Annotated in this window: 17 protein-coding genes; 11 read left to right on the forward strand and 6 right to left on the reverse strand. The window is 73.7% G+C overall.

Features of this window, described 5'->3' with window-relative positions:
- Positions 1-77 precede the first annotated feature (77 nt).
- Entirely contained in the window at positions 78-1,187 is a 1,110-nt protein-coding gene (locus tag DEI96_RS12980) for an LLM class flavin-dependent oxidoreductase (RefSeq protein WP_111233255.1), read from the reverse strand.
- 124 nt (positions 1,188-1,311) lie between these two features.
- Here DEI96_RS12980 and DEI96_RS12985 point away from each other — a divergent pair, with 124 nt between their 5' ends.
- Positions 1,312-2,250 carry an SDR family oxidoreductase gene (locus DEI96_RS12985; RefSeq protein ID WP_111022190.1) on the forward strand — a complete coding sequence of 313 codons (939 nt, stop codon included), beginning with the start codon at positions 1,312-1,314 and terminating at the stop codon, positions 2,248-2,250.
- A gap of 194 nt (positions 2,251-2,444) precedes the next feature.
- Here the strand turns inward: DEI96_RS12985 and DEI96_RS12990 are convergent, their stop codons facing one another.
- Entirely contained in the window at positions 2,445-3,236 is a 792-nt protein-coding gene (locus tag DEI96_RS12990; RefSeq protein ID WP_181440426.1) for an NRDE family protein, read from the reverse strand.
- Between the two features lie 64 nt (positions 3,237-3,300).
- Between DEI96_RS12990 and DEI96_RS12995 the strand changes: the two genes are divergently transcribed.
- The 7 genes from DEI96_RS12995 to DEI96_RS13025 all read left to right on the forward strand — a co-directional run bounded on the left by DEI96_RS12995 (position 3,301) and on the right by DEI96_RS13025 (position 8,928).
- Entirely contained in the window at positions 3,301-4,569 is a 1,269-nt protein-coding gene (locus tag DEI96_RS12995) for a bifunctional phosphopantothenoylcysteine decarboxylase/phosphopantothenate synthase (RefSeq protein ID WP_111022355.1), read from the forward strand.
- A gap of 79 nt (positions 4,570-4,648) precedes the next feature.
- The gene (locus DEI96_RS13000; protein WP_152376630.1) at positions 4,649-5,047 is read left to right on the forward strand and encodes a DoxX family protein; all 399 of its coding nucleotides are present in this window, start codon (positions 4,649-4,651) and stop codon (positions 5,045-5,047) included.
- Positions 5,044-5,835, forward strand: coding sequence for a YqjF family protein (locus tag DEI96_RS13005; protein WP_181440425.1), 792 nt, complete (start codon positions 5,044-5,046; stop codon positions 5,833-5,835). The genes DEI96_RS13000 and DEI96_RS13005 overlap by 4 nt, the downstream gene beginning before the upstream one ends.
- Positions 5,832-6,299 (forward strand): DUF1810 domain-containing protein, encoded by a 468-nt coding sequence (locus DEI96_RS13010; RefSeq protein WP_111022187.1) that lies wholly within the window; start codon positions 5,832-5,834, stop codon positions 6,297-6,299. The genes DEI96_RS13005 and DEI96_RS13010 overlap by 4 nt, the downstream gene beginning before the upstream one ends.
- Positions 6,300-6,474: 175 nt before the next feature.
- Positions 6,475-7,125, forward strand: a complete 651-nt coding sequence (locus DEI96_RS13015; protein ID WP_111022186.1) for a GntR family transcriptional regulator — start codon at positions 6,475-6,477, stop codon at positions 7,123-7,125.
- A gap of 176 nt (positions 7,126-7,301) precedes the next feature.
- Positions 7,302-7,757: a MarR family winged helix-turn-helix transcriptional regulator gene (locus DEI96_RS13020; RefSeq protein WP_027466277.1), complete on the forward strand. Its 456-nt coding sequence runs from the start codon at positions 7,302-7,304 to the stop codon at positions 7,755-7,757.
- A gap of 334 nt (positions 7,758-8,091) precedes the next feature.
- Positions 8,092-8,928, forward strand: a complete 837-nt coding sequence (locus tag DEI96_RS13025) for an aggregation-promoting factor C-terminal-like domain-containing protein (protein ID WP_258372676.1) — start codon at positions 8,092-8,094, stop codon at positions 8,926-8,928.
- A 168-nt stretch (positions 8,929-9,096) separates the two neighbouring features.
- On the opposite strand, the gene DEI96_RS13030 is transcribed toward DEI96_RS13025, so the two are convergent.
- Both DEI96_RS13030 and DEI96_RS13035 read right to left on the reverse strand, forming a co-directional pair.
- The gene (locus DEI96_RS13030; protein ID WP_111022184.1) at positions 9,097-9,903 is read right to left on the reverse strand and encodes a family 1 encapsulin nanocompartment shell protein; all 807 of its coding nucleotides are present in this window, start codon (positions 9,901-9,903) and stop codon (positions 9,097-9,099) included.
- On the reverse strand, positions 9,900-10,955 hold the full coding sequence (locus DEI96_RS13035; protein ID WP_111022183.1) for a Dyp-type peroxidase: 1,056 nt from the start codon (positions 10,953-10,955) through the stop codon (positions 9,900-9,902). Before DEI96_RS13035 ends, DEI96_RS13030 begins: the two co-directional genes overlap by 4 nt.
- A 263-nt stretch (positions 10,956-11,218) precedes the next feature.
- Here DEI96_RS13035 and DEI96_RS13040 point away from each other — a divergent pair, with 263 nt between their 5' ends.
- The gene (locus DEI96_RS13040; protein ID WP_181440424.1) at positions 11,219-13,180 is read left to right on the forward strand and encodes a LuxR family transcriptional regulator; all 1,962 of its coding nucleotides are present in this window, start codon (positions 11,219-11,221) and stop codon (positions 13,178-13,180) included.
- A gap of 179 nt (positions 13,181-13,359) precedes the next feature.
- A complete protein-coding gene (locus DEI96_RS13045) occupies positions 13,360-16,227 on the forward strand; it encodes an ATP-binding protein (RefSeq protein WP_111022180.1) in 2,868 nt (955 codons plus the stop codon).
- Positions 16,228-16,269: 42 nt separating this feature from the next.
- On the opposite strand, the gene DEI96_RS13050 is transcribed toward DEI96_RS13045, so the two are convergent.
- Complete coding sequence (locus DEI96_RS13050) at positions 16,270-16,908, reverse strand: acetolactate decarboxylase (protein ID WP_181440423.1); 639 nt, start codon at positions 16,906-16,908, stop codon at positions 16,270-16,272.
- 140 nt (positions 16,909-17,048) lie between these two features.
- On the opposite strand from DEI96_RS13050, the gene DEI96_RS13055 reads away from it, so the two are divergent.
- Positions 17,049-17,408, forward strand: coding sequence for a UBP-type zinc finger domain-containing protein (locus tag DEI96_RS13055; RefSeq protein WP_111022178.1), 360 nt, complete (start codon positions 17,049-17,051; stop codon positions 17,406-17,408).
- 36 nt (positions 17,409-17,444) lie between these two features.
- Here the strand turns inward: DEI96_RS13055 and DEI96_RS13060 are convergent, their stop codons facing one another.
- Positions 17,445-18,134, reverse strand: coding sequence for a hypothetical protein (locus DEI96_RS13060; protein WP_110863464.1), 690 nt, complete (start codon positions 18,132-18,134; stop codon positions 17,445-17,447).
- Between the last annotated feature and the right edge of the window lie 9 nt (positions 18,135-18,143).

Below are 18,143 nucleotides of genomic sequence, written 5' to 3' on the forward strand. Positions count from 1 at the left end.
CCCGTGAGCCGATCTCGGCGGCCGCTCCGGGCCTCCCGGCCGTCACCCGCGCCCTGCACGGACCGGGCCGGCGTCCGTCAGGCGACGGGGACGGGCTGCGCCAGCAGCTCGCGCACGCGGGGCGCGACCTCGGTGCCGTAGAGCTCGATCGAGCGCATCATGTCGGCGTGCGGCAGGCGACCCGTGGCGTACCGCATGTCGAAGCGCGAGGCGCCGAGGATCCGCATGTTGCGCGCGACCTTCCGGGCGACGGTCTCCGGCGAGCCGACGTAGAGCGACCCACCGGCCGACAGGCTCGCGCGGTACCCGGCGACGTCGAGGGGCGGCCAGCCGCGCTCCCGGCCGAGCTGGTCGGTGACGGCCTTGTGGTACGGCCAGTAGCGCTCGGCGGCCTCTTCGTCGGTGGCGGCCACGAAGCCCGGCGAGTGCATCGCGATGGGCTGCTGCGGCAGGTCGAGCTGCGCGAGGGCCTGGCGGTACAGGCGCGAGAACGGGGCGAACTGGGCCGGCTGCCCGCCGATGATGGCGAGGAACAGCGGCAGGCCGTACGACGCGGCACGGATGACCGACTGCGGGGAGCCGCCGACACCGATCCACGTCGGGATGGCGCCGTGCTCGAGCTTCGGGAAGACGTCCTGGTCGACCAGGCCCGCACGCTTCGTGCCGGACCAGGTGACGGCGTCGCCGCCGCGCAGGGCCGCCCAGAGCTGGAGCTTCTCCTCGAACAGGACCTCGTAGTCACTCAGCTCGTAGCCGAACAGCGGGAACGACTCGGTGAAGGAGCCACGGCCCAGGATGACCTCGGCGCGGCCGTTCGACAGGGCGTCGACGGTGGCGAAGCGCTCGTACACGCGGACGGGGTCGTCGGAGGACAGCACCGTGACCGCGGAGCCCATCCGGATGCGCTCGGTGCTGGCGGCGATCGCGGCGAGGACGACCTCGGGGGCGCTCACGACGAAGTCGGCGCGGTGGTGCTCCCCGACGCCGATGAAGTCGACGCCGACCTGGTCGGCGAGGACGGCCTGGTCGACGACGTCGCGGATGCTCTGCGCGTCGGACTGCAGGCTGCCGTCGGCGCGCTCGGTGACGTCACCGAAGGTGTCGAGGCCGAGCTGCAGCGGTCCGATCCGGTCGGGTGCGGGCGGCGGGACGTCCGAGGGACGGTCGGTGCCGAATGCGTTGCTCATGGTGTCCTCCTGGTCGCACTTCCATGCGTTTGCATCAACATAGCACGATGATGGCGCGCGCGCACCGGGGCCCGGGCCGGGCCCGGACCGGGGTCGGCCAGCCCGGACGAGTACGGTCACCCGCATGCCGAACCTCCCCGACCAGACCGGACGCCGCATCGTCGTCACCGGGTCCAACAGCGGCACCGGACAGGAGGCCGCCCTGCGCCTCGCCGGAGCCGGTGCCAGCGTCGTGCTCGCCGTCCGCAGCACCGAGAAGGGCGAGACCGCCGCCGCCGGCATCCGCGCCGCCCACCGCGCAGCCGACGTGGAGGTCCGCGAACTCGACCTCGCCGACCTGGCGAGCGTCCGCCGCTTCGCCAGCGGCATCGTCGACGAGGAACGTCCGATCGACGTCCTGGTCAACAACGCCGGCGTGATGGCCCCGCCGGAACGCTTCGAGACCGTCGACGGGTTCGAGCTGCAGTTCGGCACGAACTTCCTCGGCCCGTTCGCCCTGACGAACCTGCTGCTGCCGTCGTTGCTGCGCGCCGGGGCAGCTCGGACCGGTGCCCCCCTCGCCGAGGCACCCCGGGTCGTCACGATGTCGAGCCTCGCTGCGATCCCCGGCCGGATCCGCTTCGCCGACCTGCAGTGGGAGCGCGGCTACAACGGCTGGCGCGCCTACGCGCAGTCGAAGCTCGCCGACCTGCTGCTCGCCCTGCACCTGCACCGCCTGACCGTCGAGGCCGACGTGCCCCTGGTCAGCACCGCCGCCCACCCCGGCTACACCCGGACGAACCTGCAGGCCGCGGGACGCTCGCTCGGTCGGTCGAAGCCGGTGCGGTCGAGCAACCGCGCCCTGCCGTTCACCCAGGCCGTCGAGCAGGGCACCGAGCCGCTGCTGTACGCGGCGGTCGGGCCGAACGCCGTGGGCGGCGCGTACTACGGCCCCTCGGGTCCGTTCGGCATGACCGGTCCGACCACCACCGTGTCGATCCCCGGGTCCGCGCGGAGTGCCGACCTCGCCCGCTCGCTCTGGGCAGTCGCCGAGGACCTCACCGGGACGCGCCCGCCGCTCTAGCCGCGACGCCGGCGTCGCGCTGGCCGCGCCCCTCGCACGGTGCGAGGGGCGCCGCGGCCCGTGCGAGGTTCCGGACGTGGTGCGAGGGGATGCGGGTCGCACCGAGGACGCAACCTCGCACCACTCGGACGTCGTGCGCGTTGGGGCGCGGGCGCGGCCGGGAGGCCCGGGTCGGGTCCGGCGCGTCGCCAACGTCAGGCGCGGTGCAGCTCCACCGACCCGTCCAGCTTCCCGGGTTCGGTCAGGCGTGCGTGCTGCAGGACGGTGCGGCCCGGCGCGATCGCCGCGGCCACGATCGACAGGGTCGTCATGTGCCCCTCGGCCTCGTGCACGTCGCGGAGGATCGCGTCGGGGTGGTCGCTCGGCAGCGCCGCGGACTCCGCCAGCACGCCGAACCAGCCACCCCAGCCGTCCCCGGCGTCGCCACCGGCGTCCACGGTGCGGAGTTCGTCGAACGGGCCGAGCACCGGTGGGCCGGCCGGGGCGTCGACGGCGCGGAAGGCCTCGAGCCACCGACCGATGCGCGGCGCCGCGGGGTCGTCGGCCGCACCGTGCGTGACCATGTGGACGCCGGGGCCGAGGTCGGTGGTGCGGACCTGTTCGCCGTCCCAGGTCAGCACCGAGGCACCCTCGGCCGTGGCGCGCACCAGGTTGAAGGCCCGGGTGGTCGGCAGCGTGCCGTCGTGACCGGGCAGCAGGTCGTCGGCGACCGCGTCCACCGGCACCACGCCGCGGGTCGTCCACGTGCCGTCGACGCTCGTCACGGGTTCGGCGCGGTTGAGCACCACGGCCAGGCCCGCGCGGTCGGACGCGGCGAGCCACGCACCACCGGCGGAGCGGTCACGGACACCTCGGAGGTCCGGGTCCCGGTCCGGCCACCAGGCCGCGGGCGGGTCCCACGGGCGCTCGGGCGACTCGTCCCGCAGGGCGAGCACGGTGACGGGCCACGCGGACCCGGGGTCGACGCGGACGACGACGGTGCACATGCCGTCGATCCTCGCACGTGGCCCCGGTAGCGTGAGCCAGGTGAACGCAGCAGCAGAGCGCGCCCTGACCGTCATCGTGGGGATCACCGGGGGCATCGCCGCCTACAAGGCCGTCGGGGTCGTCCGCGACCTGGTCAAGCGCGGCCACGACGTGCACGTCGTCCCGACCGAGGGCGCCCTGCGCTTCGTCGGACTGCCGACGCTCGAGGCCCTCAGCCGCAACCCCGTCACCACGAGCGTGTGGGACGACGTCGCCGAGGTGCGCCACGTCGCGCTCGGTCGCCGGGCCGACCTGGTCGTCATCGCACCAGCCACCGCCGACTCGTTGGCGCGGATGGCGCACGGCCTGGCGAGCGACCTGCTCGGCACGACGCTGCTCGCGACCGAGGCACCCGTCGTCGTCGCCCCGGCGATGCACCCGCAGATGTGGGAGCACCCCGCGACCCGTGCGAACGTCGCCACGCTGCGTGACCGAGGCGTCCACCTGGTCGGCCCGGTCGTCGGCGCGCTCACCGGCGACGACGCGGGCATCGGTCGGATGGCGGAGCCCGAGGACATCGTCGTCGCCGCACTCGCCGTGCTCGACCAGCACCCCGCCCCGGCTGGCCGCCGCAGTGCGGAGACCGGCACCGCGTCCAGCACCGGGGCCCGTGGTGAACAGGGCGACCTGGCCGGCGTCCGCGTCGTCGTCAGCGCGGGCGGCACCCGCGAGCCGTTCGACCCGGTGCGGTTCGTCGGCAACCGCTCGAGCGGCCGCCAGGGCATCGCGATCGCCGCGGACGCCGTCCGTCGTGGCGCGTCCGTGACGCTCGTCGCCGCGAACGTCGAGGGCTCGCTGACCGCCGGGCTGGACGCGACCGTGGTGCCCGTCGGGTCCGCGCTCGAGCTCGCCGAGGCCGTGCACACCGTCGCCACCGAAGCGGACGTCGTCGTGATGACCGCCGCCGTCGCCGACTACCGTCCGGCCGAGGTGCGCACCGAGAAGCTCAAGAAGGACGCGCAGGGCGAGCGCATGACGCTCGAGCTGGTGCGGAACCCGGACGTGCTCGCCGACCTCGTCGCGGCACGGCGGACCGGGCAGATCATCGTCGGGTTCGCCGCCGAGACCGAACCCGACCGGGACGCGCGGATCGAGCTCGGACGCGCCAAGATCAGCCGGAAGCCCGCGGACCTGCTCGTCGTGAACCACGTCGGCTGGTCGGCCGGCTTCGAGCGCGAGGAGAACGCGATCGAGGTCCTGGTGCCCGGTGGCGAGGTGGTCCGCGAGACCTCCGGCACGAAGGCCGAGGTGGCGACGGCGATCCTCGACCTCGTCGCGACCGCACTGACGTGAATGCACACTGGCGTGGATGCACACTGACGTGAGCAGCGTCTCCGGCTGCTTCCGAGGACGAGCGGGCACGATGGGGCACATGCGACGACGTGAGCGGATCCGACGTGCCAACCGCACGGCCACCATCCTGGCGGTGGCCCTCGGCGCGGCAGGCACCATGCACTTCCTGCGCCCGACCCACTTCGACCGGATCGTGCCGGAGGCCCTGCCCCCGCGGCTGACCACGCTGGCCTCCGGGGTGGCCGAGCTGGGCATCGCCGCCGGGCTCGCGTTCCCCGCCACCCGGCGTGCCTCGGGCTGGGCGGCGGCTGCGCTGTTCGCTGCGGTGTTCCCGGCGAACCTCAAGATGGCGAACGACCTGCTCGACCATCCCCGCTCGAGCCGGGCGATGCGGCTGATCGGGGTCCTGCGGCTCCCCCTGCAGCTGCCGCTGGTCCTCTGGAGCATGCGCGTCGGTCGGCACGCACCGAAGCCGTGACCCAGCCGTCGTGGACCCGGGCGGCGGTGCCGTTGCTGCACCGTCCGGTCACCCAGCACGCCTGGGAGGACATCGTGTTCGCGCACTGGCGGCACGACCCGGCGTCGCTGCAGCGGCTCGTGCCCCGCGGGACCCGTCCGGACGTGGTCGACGGGAGCGCCTGGGTGGGGCTGTCGGCGTACGTGTTCCGGGAGACCCGGGTGCCACCGTTCCCCTCTGCCGGGCGGCTCGGCACCATGACCGAGGTCACGATCGAGGTCCTCACGGTGGACGACCAGGGGCGGCGCGGGGTGACCTACCGCACGGTCGACACCGCGAACGTGCCTGCCATCGTGGCCGCGCACGCACTGCTCGGCGTGCCGTACACGTTCGCCCATGCACGTTCCCGTCGACGCGGTGACGCGGTGGCGCACCGATCCGTCCGGCACCCGACCCGCGTGCTGCACCCGGTGCGGTGGGCGCGGTCGCTCCGGCAGGAACGCCCGACCGGTGCGGTGCGGCCGAAGCACGCGGCCTCGGTGCGGGTGACCGCCGGCGAGGTCGTCGACACCCCGCTGGCCGCCGAGCTCACCACCCGCGCCGGCATCCACGCGCGGTACCTGGCGCAGACCCTCTTCTGGCAGCGGCAGCACCCGGTGCTCACCACCCGTTCGGCCACGCTCGACCGGCTCGAGGGCGACCTGCCCGACGCCGTCGGCATGCCCGGCCTGTTCGACCGGGCGCCGGACTCCCTGCTCGTGGTCGACGGGACGACCGTCCGGTACGGCTGGGGCGGGGTCGTCCGGTGACGCACGAACAGCCCCACGCACCGGCCGACGACCCGTTCGACCTCGACCGCTTCGTCCGGGCTCAGCAGGGTGTGCACGACGTCGCGCTCGACGAACTCCGTCGGGGCCGGAAGTCGTCGCACTGGATGTGGTTCGTGTTCCCGCAGCTGGCCGGTCTGGGGCGGAGCGCCACGGCCGTGCGCTACGCGATCACCGGCGTGGACGAAGCCCGCGCCTACCTGGCGCACCCGGTGCTCGGGCCCCGCCTGCTCACGGCGACCGACGTCGCACACGACGCTCCCGCCCGCTCCGCCGACGCCCTGCTCGGGGGCATCGACTCGGTGAAGCTCCGGTCGTCGATGACGCTCTTCGCCCGGGTCGCGTCCGACCCGCGGCCGTTCGTCGCCGTGCTGGACCGCTGGTACGACGGTGCCGAGGACCCGGCCACCGTCCGCATGCTCGAGGAGCACTCGGGTCGCGAGTGACGCACGCGACGCACGACGCCCGACACGCGTGACCGGCATCTGAACGTCGACACTGACACGCGCTGAGCCGACCGCAACGCCGTTGTCATATCAGGTACGGTGATGCGAGCACGTGCGATGTCGACCGTGCCCGTTCGCCCGGCGCCCCGACGCCGCCGCCCCCGAAGGAGAACGCATGCCGGTCCCCCGCAGCGCCCCGACCGAGCACCAGTTGCTCCGTGACACCGTCCGCCACAAGATCCACGACGCGATCATGGACGGAACGCTGCTCCCCGGCGAACGACTGAACGACGACGAGCTCATCTCGTGGCTCGGCGTCTCCCGGACGCCCATCCGCGAGGCCCTGAGCCAGCTGTCCCGGGCCGGCCTGATCGAGATGGCCCCGAACCGGTACACCCGCGTCACCACGCCGGACCCCGCCGAGGTCATCGAAGCGATGCAGACCCTCGGCGTGCTGTTCGGCGGCGTGGTCCGGCTCGCGGTCCCGCGCCTCGGTTCGGCGAGCCGCAAGAAGATCCTGGCCCAGCTCGACAAGACGATCACCGAGCTCGAGGCCCACGAGGTCGCCGCCGTCAACCACGACGCCCTCGACGTCTTCGGTCTGTACGTCGCCGAGTGCGGCAACGAGAACCTGCAGCGCGTCTGCCGCGACACGATGGACGGCCTGGCGTTCCGGCTGCGACTGCCGAACCTCGACGAACTGGTCGACTGGGACCGGATGACCGAGGACTTCCGGCGTCTCCGGGCGGCGACCGAGTCCGGCGACAACGTCGCGGCCGAGCTCGCGACCGAGGCGATCCACCAGCTGCCGGGCGAGAAGCACTGAGTCCACCTGTACCCGCGTACAGGAACCGCCCGTCTCGCGCACGCGAGGCGGGCGGTCGACGTTCCACGGGCCTCCCGGTCGGTGGCGCGGCCACGCGCGTGACGCTCCCAGTCCCGGGGCCGCGCGGACCGATAGCATCGCTGGCGACCACCTGAACCAGGCACCCGGAGCAGCACATGAACCCCCGCCCGACGGACCGTACCGAGGTCGCCGCACGCCTGGCCGCCGCGGTCGGTCGGATCAACCGACGGGCCCGCACCGACTCGGCCTCGCTCGGGTACGGCATCGTGTCGGCGCTCGCGTCGATCCAGCGGCACGGACCCCTGCGCCCCGGCGACCTGTCGCGGATCGAGGTGGTCACGAAGCCCACGATGACCCGCATCCTGACCGAGCTCGAGCAGCGCGGCTTCATCCAGCGCGAGGCCGACCCGCGCGACGGCCGGGCGTTCATGGTGACGGCCACGCCGGAGGGCATCGAGGCGGTCGAGCAGGCCCGCGCGAACCGCACCGGGATCGTCGCCGAACTCATCGCCGAGCTCGACGAGTCGGACGTCCAGGCGATCGCCGGCGCCCTGGCCGCGCTCGAGCGAGTCGCCCAGGGCGAGCACGCCCAGGAACCTCACACCTTCTAGGCCCCGCACGACCGTTACCGAACCGTTACCAAGCGGTGGACGGACCGTTCTGCCAGCGTTCCTGGACGCGCTGCCCAGTCTGACCGGTCATGGTGTCGGCTCCGCCTGACCGCGGCCACCCCACGGCTGCTCCCGGCGGACGGACGGGCCCCACACCACCGTCCGGTCCTCACCGGCTCGAGGACTCCTCGTCGTCGCCGACGGTGTCACCGACACCGCCAGCCTCCGGCGTGCCCGCACGACCTCGGTCGCGCGAGCGGGAGTCCCTCCCCCACCGAGCCGCCGACCTGCGGAACCGATGCGACACACCCCTGAGCTCCCCACCACGACGGCCTTGACCCGACGTGAAGCCCTGAACACCCCCACCCGCCGGATGCGCCGGGCCCTGCGGCACCGCGCGACGCTGATCGCCGGCGGCGCGGCGGTCCTCGCCGTCGCCGGTGGCGCCCTGACCGTCGGCACGCAGCCCGCCATCGGCGAGGCCCTCGGCATGCCGACCGACACCCCGAGCGCCTCGGCGACCGCGGAGCCCGCCCTGCGCGGCACCGCGCTCGACCGTGCCCAGGCCGCCGCCACGATCACCACGGCGAAGACCGTCATGCAGACCGCGAACCACAAGGTCGACACCTCGGCGCTCGAACAGCGCGTCGACGCGCTGAGCGACTACCCGGACCTGTCCGGCGCTGCGCTGACGAACCGCATCTCGACGACGGTCGCGTCGACCACGCACGTCGCCCAGGCCAGCGCCACGCAGGACAAGCGGGACGTCGACGCGAAGGCCGCGGCCGCAGCGAAGGCCGCAGCCGAGCGGAAGGCTGCCGCCGAGGCAGCGGAGGCCGCCCGGAAGCTCGCCGTCGGCAACACCGTCGCCGGTGCCAAGGCCACGGCGAGCTCGCTCGCGTCGTCGGAGTACGGCTGGGGTGCCGACCAGTTCCAGTGCCTGGACAACCTGTGGACCAAGGAGTCCGGCTGGAACTACCAGGCCGTCAACGCGAACGGCGGCGCGACCGGCATCCCGCAGGCACTCCCCGGCTCGAAGATGGCCACGATCGCCGCGGACTGGCGCACCAACGCCACCACCCAGATCACCTGGGGCCTGAAGTACATCAGCTCGGCGTACGGCACCCCGTGCGCGGCGTGGGGGCACTCGCAGGCGAACAACTTCTACTGATCGGCGCGGGTCGCGACGGCGACCGGCAGACGGACGGGAGGCCCGTGGCGGATCCGCCACGGGCCTCCCGTTGCGTTGCGTGGTCGCGGTCAGCCCGCCCGCGCGACGCGCACGTCGGTGCGGGTGGGCACCGGGTCCGCCCGTCGGGCCGCTCGTCGTGTCGGCTCGTCAGAGTGACCGGCGGAGGACGACGGACGCCTCGGGGGTGTTCACCTGGAACGCGAAGGTCTCCTCGACGTACATCGTGACGTCGACGCCGTCGTGGCCCAGGTAGCCGAGGGCCAGGTCCTCGCCGACGGTGAACACGAAGTCCCCGCCGCGCTGACTGATCAGCAGCGACTCGTCGATGCCGGGCGCTCGCTCGACCTGACCGCCGGTGATGCCCTCGAGCTGCTCACGCAGGGGTGTGCCGGCGTCGTCGGTCTCGACGATGTCCGCCCAGTCACGGGGGCTGCAGGCCAGGGCGTAGGGCCCGGCGACCCCGACGTCGCGGAGTGCGGCGACCGCAGCGGTGACCGCGGCCCGGAACGATGTCGGCGAGCCGTCGTGCGACTGTGCGGGCTGGGTCGACGCGTGTCCGGCTCCGGTGATGCCGCCCTCCGGCCACCCGCGGAGCGTCGCTCGGTTCTCGTGGGCCGCGAGCCGCAGCACGGCCGCGTCGAGGTCGCCCAGGTCGACGTCGGTGGCGCCGCGGGAGGAGTCCACGAGTTCCTCGAGCGCGACGGTGAAGGTCGCACGGACCTCGCAGAGCGGCAGGACCCGGCGGCGCCGTGCGGTGATGCCGTCGGCGACGCCGCCGGTCACCGCGTCGGTGCGGCCGAGGTCGACGGACGACCACTGCCAGCCGCGCGGGCCGTCGAAGTCGACGATGCGCCGCGCGGCGAGCGCCGGGACCAGCCGGTCACGGGCCTCGGCGTCGAGCACCGCCCAGGTGTCGGCACCGAACGGCGCGAGTTCGCGGAGGAGGTGGTTCATGGCGTGTGCCCTTCCGTGCTGCGGAGTGAACCGATGCCGAGGCCGGGACCGGTGGCGTCGGGAGCCGTCACCACGGACGGCGACGGTGGTGTCGCGAGCGCGGCGAGGTCCACCAGACGATCGCGTGCGGGGGCGAAGAACGTCGCCCCGGTGATCGCACGCGAGAAGTCGAGCAGCCGGTCGTACGTCCCGGGAGGATCGCCGACGAACATCCGTTCCAGCATCCGTTCGAGCACCCAGAGCGCACCGCTGTAGCCGATGAAGTAGGTGCCGTACTCCCCGCTGCCGGGTCGACCGAAGGGCATGTTGTCGCGGAGGACGTCGTGCTCGACCCCGTCGTCGTCGACGATGGTCGCGAGCGACTTGTGCGACGGCCGGGCCTCGGTGGCGCTGTCCCGCTCCACGTTGTCCGACTTCGACCGGCCGATGATGCGTTCCTGCGCGTCCGTCCCGAGGGCGTTCCACGCCGCCAGGTCGTGCAGGTACTTCTGGACGACGACGTAGCTGCCACCGGCCCAGTCCGGGTCGTCCGCGCCGACGAGTGCGGAGGCTGCCAGGTCCTGCGCGACCGGGTTCGCCGTGCCGTCGACGAAGCCGAGCAGGTCGCGGGTGTCGAAGTACCGGAAGCCGCTGACCTCGTCGACCACGGTGACGTGGTCCCCGAGCGCGGCCAGCAGCAGGCGCTCGAACTCGAAGCAGACGTCGGTGCGTTCACCCCGGATGTGGAAGAGCAGGTCTCCTCCGGTGGACGGCGCCGAGTGGACCGGCCCGGTCAGGGCGGGGAACGGGTGCAGCGCGTCCGGGCGGGCATGCGGCGAGAACCGGTCCCACGCCATCGCCCCGATCCCGACGACACAGGACAGGTGCGCGTCGAGGTCGCGGAACCCGACCGTCTTCAGCAGGCCGTCGAGGTCGCTGAGCACGTCGCGGACGGCATCGAGGTCGTCGTCGTCCGGCCCGACGTCGAGGGTCAGGAACACCGCCGAACGGGAGAGCGGTGCGTCGACGCTCTGCGCGTCGATGGGGACGCGGCTGCCCGGTGCGCCGGGCATCAGGGTGCGCCGTGGACGGAGGCCATGGTGTCCGCCTTTCCTCCGCAGCCGTCCTGACGGTGCGGTTCGGTGCCGTGGGGTGTCTCCCGTCGAGCATCGCCACCCGGTGCCCCGTCACGCCTGAGTCGGATGACCCGCTCCGCAAGAGGGGATGCCCGGGCGACCACGGGGTGATGTGGTGACCGCGTCGTCGTCGCTAGCGTCCGGAGCAGCCGCCACGGGCCTCCCGGGCGGCGCAGTCGACCGACGATCCAGGAGCGACGATGACGATCAGTATCTCGGACGCACGACCGGCGCACGACGACGGCACCGGGCGGGCGCTGCGCTCGCCGTCCGGCGGCACCGATCCTTTCGTGGTCGTCACCGGACCGGACGCGTCCGCCCGGGCACGGGCGCTCGCGGACATCACGGACGCCGCCCGGGGAGACGGCCACACGGTCGTCCGGTGGCGTGCGGTGGGCGGTGACCCCGTCATCGAGGCCGCGTCGTTGGCCCCGTGGCTCGCGCTCGTCCGGGCGCACGACGCCGGGACAGCGGGGCCCACCCGCAGCGTCGTGCTCGTCGAGGACTTCGACGCGCTCGACGAGGACGCCAGATCCGTGCTGCACGACCTGCTCGCCGCACTGGCGCGGGACCTCGGGACGGTCGTGGTGGTCGCGGTGCGCGAGGGCCGGGGCCTGGCCGGATCGGGCACCCTGCTGCCGTCGGCCGACGTCTCCGTCACGGTCACGGCGGCCTTCACCGGGGACTTCGGTCTCGTCGACACCGAGGCCGAACGGGCCGTCCGCCGGGGCACACGACCGCATCCGTCGCTGGTGGCGGCGGTCGAGTTCGTCCGGGCGGTCCGGTCCGGTGACGTGCACGCCGGCAGGCGGAGCGTCCTGGCCGCGCTCGGGGAGTCCGACCGGGCGGGCGCCGACGACGTCCTGGTCGCGACGCTGCACGTGCTCTGCTACCTGGGCGGGCACGACTCCTGGTGGGACGAGGCGCTGGCGCTGACCGTCGACCTCGACCTCGACCCGGTGCTGCGGCTCGTCGAGGACTGCGTGGACGGCTCCGGCCGGACCGAGCACGAGCGTGCCGCGCTGTACCGCGAGGTGCCCGCATCCGCTGCCGACACGCAACCGTGGAAGGCCGTGGCACTGCACATCGCGTGGACGCTGCTCGACTCGACGGATCCGCGCCGGGACCACGTGGAGGCCGCGCTCCGACGAGCGGGCGACGCCGGGCTCCTCGGCTACTTCAGCTCGTGCCGTGCCGCCGTGACGCACTACCAGGCGGGGCGGCTCGACGCGGCGCGGGCGGCGTTCGACCACGTCCACCGAGCGGCCGAGCGCTGGCAGGCCGGGACGCTCGTCGCGCTGACCGAGGCGCTGCAGGCACTGGTGCTGTCGGTACAGGGCGAGCCGGAGCAGGCGGCGCGGAAGGCCGACCGCGCAGCACGGTGGGCGGCGCAGCACGGCACGCCGCTGGTCGCCCGGGCTGCGGAGCACGCCCGCTCCGCGCTCGACGTCGCGACGGGACGGTTCGAGGAGGCCTACAGCCGCTCGGCGACGGGACCGGGCAGGGCTGGGCGGTGGCTCGAGAGCAGCTACGGACCGATCGAGCTGCTCGACGCGGTGGAGTCGGCTGCGCGGCTCCGCCTGGCCGACCACGGTGCCGCGCTGGTGGCCCGGGCAGAACGGGCGTTCGCCGACCAGCCGACCCCGCGCCGCTCCCTGGTGCTGCTCGCCTGCCGAGCGGTCGTCGACGAGACGCACGGTGCCCGCGCGCTCTTCGAGGACGCGCTGGCCAGCGTCGACGGCGACGTCTCGCCGTTCGAGGCGGCCCGCGTCCGCCTGGCCTACGGCGAGTGGTTGCGTCGTGGGATGCACGCCCTGGAGGCCCGGGGCCAGTTCCGGATGGCGGCGCGTGCCTTCGAGGTGCTCGGTGCCGGTGACTGGCAGGCCCGCGCGGAACGCGAGCTGCGCGCAGCCGGTGCCGCCCGTCCGGTGCCGACGGCGCTGGAGGCGGTCGACCTGAGCGAACAGGAACGCCGTGTGGCGTCCCTCGCCGCGGCCGGGCTGACCAACAAGCAGATCGCCGGGCAGCTGTACCTCTCGCCGCGCACCGTGAGCGGGCACCTGTACCGGCTGTTCCCGAAGCTCGGCGTGACGACACGGGCCGGACTCCGGGATGCACTCCTGCGACTGGGAGACGACGGAACGGACGACGCCCGGACGTGACCCTGTCAGGGACACCCTCGCCGGCCGCCCGCCCCGCGGGCCCCGGATGCCCCGGCCACCACCCGCGACACCCCGGGCGGACGATCCTGGAACGTCATCGGAACTCGTCGCCGGGGTAACGGCAGGGCCCGTCGCGAGCCCGCGGTACGTTCGTAGACTCCAGCCACCGACGAGGACTGGTGGCCGCCGTGTTGACGGACGAGGAGTTGCTCCCCCGCGGAGACGAGGTCTCCGTGCCGGTGTCCGCCGTGCCCCGGAGCGGGCTGCCGATCCGCGGCCGGAGCATCGAGCAGGCCGTCGCCGCCGATGCCCTGGCCGGTCTGGCACGGGGTGCTGGTGACGTGCTCGTCGTCCGCGGAGCAGCGGGGGTCGGCAAGTCGCGTCTGCTCGAGGACGTCGTCGACCAGGCGACCGTGGCCGGCCTCCGCGTGGCCGTCGGTCGCACGGACCGCGACGCACGCCTGATCCCGCTCGCACCGATCATGGACGCGCTCGGCGCCGGGCCCCGGCCGATCTCCGACCGCGTCCGGCTCAGCGCGGTGACGCTGGACCCGGAGGCGCGGTACTGGCTCCTCCAGCAGCTCCAGGACGACCTGGAGCGGGCCGCGGCGTCGGACGGCGTCGTGGTCGTCATCGACGATCTGCAGTGGTGCGACACGACGACCCTGGCGGTGCTCCGATCGCTGTCTCGTCGGCTCGCCGACGTCCCCGTGCTCTGGGTCGTCGCGGTCCGGACCGAGCACCAGGACCCGCCGGTGACGGCGACCGTCGACGAGCTCGCCGCGACGGGACGGATCGTCGACCTCGACCCGCTGGACGAACAGGCCACGGCCGCGATGATCGCCGACCTGGTCGGCGCGACGCCCGACAGCTCGGTCCTGCGTGTTGCCCGACGGACGGAGCACATCCCGATCCTCGTCGCCGAACTCGTGCGCGGGCTCGTGGACGAGGGCCTGTTGGCGATCGTGGACGGCGTCGCCACGATGCCGGGCGCCGCGCTGCCGGCGAGGTTCGGTGCGTCGATCCGCGAGGGCCTCCGACGCCTGTCGAAGCCCACGCAGCAGCTCGTGCAGGTCGGAGCGACCCTGGGACGCTCGTTCTCGGTGCGGTCGTTGTCGGCGATGCTCGACCAGCCGGTGCAGCGACTGCTCCCCGGGCTGCAGGAGGCGATCGAGGCGGGGGTGCTCGTCGACGACGGGACGGACCTGTCGTTCCGCCACGACGTCCTCCGCGAGGCGGCGGAGTCGATGATCCCCGCAGCCGTCCGCGACGACCTGCTCCGGCAAGCGGTGGACGAACTCCTGCGGCAGGGTGTCCCACCGGTCTCGATCGCCGCACGCATCGCCACGGTGGCACAGCGCGGGGACGTCCGCGCCGCCGAGGTCCTGCGCACGGTGGCGATCGACCTCGCGAGCACGGATCCCACCGAGGCGGGCGCGCTCGCCCTCCGCGCCGCCGACGTCGCGCACGGCACCCCGGCGTTGCCCGGCATCGTCGTCGACGTCCTGCCGCTGCTCTGGCACAGCGGTCGGACGGCCGAGGCCCGCGCGCTGCTCGACGACCTGCAGGGCCGCCTCGCTCCGGAGGACGACGCACGCCTGCACCTCACCCTGGCGCGGCTGCAGACCGAGGGCTCGACGCCGGAAGCGCTGCGGACGGTCGAGTCCGCACTGGCCCTGCCCGGAGTGAGCGCCGGTGTGCGGTCCCGTCTGCTCGCCGTCCGCGCGCTGAACCTCGCCCAGGCCGGGCGGCACGCGGACCTCGCGACCGCGCTGCGGGAGGCCCGGGCGACGGTCGACGGTGACGCGGACCCGGTCGCCGTCGCCACCTTCGAGGCCAGCGCGTCCGTGCTCGCCTTCAACGAGGGCCGGTTCGCGGACGCGACGCAGGCGATCACGTCGGCGATGAGCCGGATCGCTGCCACCGGGGGCTCGTCGAGCAGCTGGTTGCCCGAGGGACTCTGGGGGGCGTTCCTCGCGGGTGCACTCGGCGAGACCGACCGAGCCGGACGCATCGCCGAGGCGAACGCCATCGAGACCCGTCGCAACCACCTGGCCCGCCCGACTGCCGCCTGGATGATGCTGCGCACGCGGGTGCTCTTCGACCAGGGCCGTCTGGAGGACGCCAAGACGTCGGCCGAGTCGGTCCTCGACCTGGCCGAGGACCTGGAGCTCGGTCAGTTCGCGGCGCTCACGGCCGGGACGGTCCTCTTCCGCACGGCGCTGCTGCAGGGCGACCGCTCAGCAGCCGACCAGACGCGGCACTTCGCCGAGGCCCTGCACGCCGATCCGGCCTTCGCACGCTCCGGCTCGTGGCTGCTGGCGCTCGAAGCGGACGCACACGGCGATGTCCGGGCCGCCGTCGACCGCAGCGAGGTGGCGTGGCGGAGCCTGGAGGAACCGATCGCGTCGATGTCGAGCCCGGCCGACTTCGCCGACGACGTCCACCTCGCACGCATCGCGATCCGTGGGGCCCGACGGGACCGGCTCGAGCGGATCGAACGAGTGGCACGGCTCCGGGCCACGGCGAACCCGGACAACGACCTGTGCGCCGGGACCTGGCTGCACGTGCACGGACTCGTCCACGACTCCGTGGAGCACCTCGGCGCAGCGGTGGAGCGGCTGCGCCGGGTCGACCGCCGGCTCGTGCTCGCCGCGGCGCTCGAAGACCTCGGGAGCGCCCTGCGACGGCGCTCCGTGCCCGCGGCCGTCGAGGTGTGGCGCGAGGCGACCACGCTGTTCGACAGTGCGGGTGCCCTGCGCGAGGCCGAACGGTCGCGGCGGCACCTGCGGGGCGTCGGCGTGACCCTCCGGGCGGCCACGGCCGACACCGCTGCGTCGGGCGCCTCGGGACGCCCGGGGCTCACCGCCCGCGAGGCCCAGGTCGTCGAACGGGTCGCAGCCGGCCTGACGACGCAGCAGATCGCGTCCGACCTGTTCATCTCGACCCACACGGTGACGAGCCACGTCCGGCACGTCTACACGAAGTGGGGCGTGGCATCCCGCCGGGAGCTCGCGGAGCGGTTCCGGCAGCACCGCTCCGGCTGACCTCCGGGCGGGCCGCACCCGGTCACACCGGGTCGCACCGGATCACACCGGTCCCCCGTCGAACCCGGCACCGAGCGCACGAACCGCCAGGTGCGGCGCGGTGGAGAAGCCGAGCTCGATCCGCCCGGAGAACCCCGCGAACCCGGCGAGCGCGCCGGCGCGGGTGCGGGTGACGTCGAGGAACCCGAGGTGCAGGTCGGCACGGACCCCGCCCGGGCCCGGCGTCCGGAAGCCGACGAGACGACCCGCCACCGCGCGGTGCACCGTCGTCCCGGTCGTGCTGTCCTCGGTCCGGACCTCGTCGAAGACGCCGTCGACCGAGACGGCCACCGCGAAGTCGCGCGGCGGCAGGACGGCGGCGATCCGGGCCTCCAGGTCGGCCACGGAGGCGACCGACGTGACCGTCACCACCAGGTCGGGCGAGAACGTCGAGACGACCGCGAACGCGACCGGGTCGTCCGCGTCCGCGACCGCTGCGGCGCCGTCCAGCAGCATCCGGAAGCACCGGCGGTCGAACACGACCAGGCCATCGGCGGCGCCGGTGCCGGTGCCGGTGAGCGCTCCGAGCCCCAGGGTGCCGTGCCGACCGAGGTCAGCGACGGCGACCGGGACGTGGACGGCCGGTCGTCGGTGCCGAGGATCGTCGACGACCTGCCGCGCCCACGTGGCGAGGGTCGTCAAGGACGTGGTCCTGTCATCCGTCGTCTCCCGCACCACGCACTCCTCGTCCGGCCTCGGTTCGACCGTAGGAAGTCCGCCCGCGCGGTACCAGCGCCGTTTGACTCAAGCGCTCCGGTGGGTCCGCGGCGCACGGTTGGACCATGAGTGCACGCGCGACCATGGTCTCCCCGTCCGTCCCCCCGTCCGGCACGGGGTGCGTGGAGTGCGACGCGACGGGCTCGTGGTGGGTGCACCTGCGTCGGTGCGCCGCCTGCGGGCACGTCGGCTGCTGCGACGACTCCCTGAACCGGCACGCCACCGCGCACTTCGCGGTCACCGGGCACGAGGTCATGCAGTCGTTCGAGCCGGGCGAGGGATGGTTCTGGGACTTCGTCGCGCAGGACTTCGTGGACGGACCCCGCCTCGCCGACCCGCAGGCGCACCCGACGACCCAGTCGGTGCCGGGTCCGGCCGACCGGCTCCCCCGCGACTGGTCGGAGCAGCTGGCCGAGCGACGCTGACACCGGTCGCGGCCGGTCGCGGCCGTCCGCGACCGGTCAGGGCAGCCTGCGGTCGGTGTCGAGCGCTTCCGACCGAGCAATCACCTCGTGCATCGTGGTGTGCGACCGGACCTGGTACGACAGGTGTGCCACGGCCAGCACCACCGCCGATCCGACGCCCCACGCGATCGAACCCGGGTCGTCGACGCCGAGCTGGTCGACCAGGATGGCGACCCCGGCGCCGGCGACGATCGAGTTCACCACCGCGATCGCGGACGACATCGTGAACAGCAGCCGGTACCACGACGGGGCCCGGCCGATGTCGAGCAGCTCGTTCGCCGCGTGCCGCCCGCGGGGCATCGGGAAGTACGTGTCGGCCTCGGGCAGCAGCCGACCGTAGTAGCGACGGATCCGTTGCATCGCGGCGAGCGCCGCGACGTCCTCGAGCGAGGTCTCGACGAGGCGTTCGTAGGTGAACGCGCCGAGCAGGACGATCACCGGGATGATCGCGCCGAGGAACCCGAGCGCGAAGGGCGTGTGCGCGAGGAACCCGAAGGCGACGAGCGAGCTGGAGAGCGTGGTGAGGTACAGCGAGGAGCGACTGCTCGACTCGCTGACCGTGATGCTCCGCGCACTCTCGAGGACGAAGTGCTCGGTCATCAGGGCGTTGAAGAAGGCGGTCGGCCGGTCCAGGGACGTGATCGACTCCGCGGCGGTCGGCAGTGTCGTGTCGGGTTCGTCGGGCATCACGGGACT

Origin of the sequence: Curtobacterium sp. MCLR17_031, assembly GCF_003234775.2 — a bacterium.
Taxonomy (GTDB): Bacteria; Actinomycetota; Actinomycetes; order Actinomycetales; family Microbacteriaceae; genus Curtobacterium; species Curtobacterium flaccumfaciens.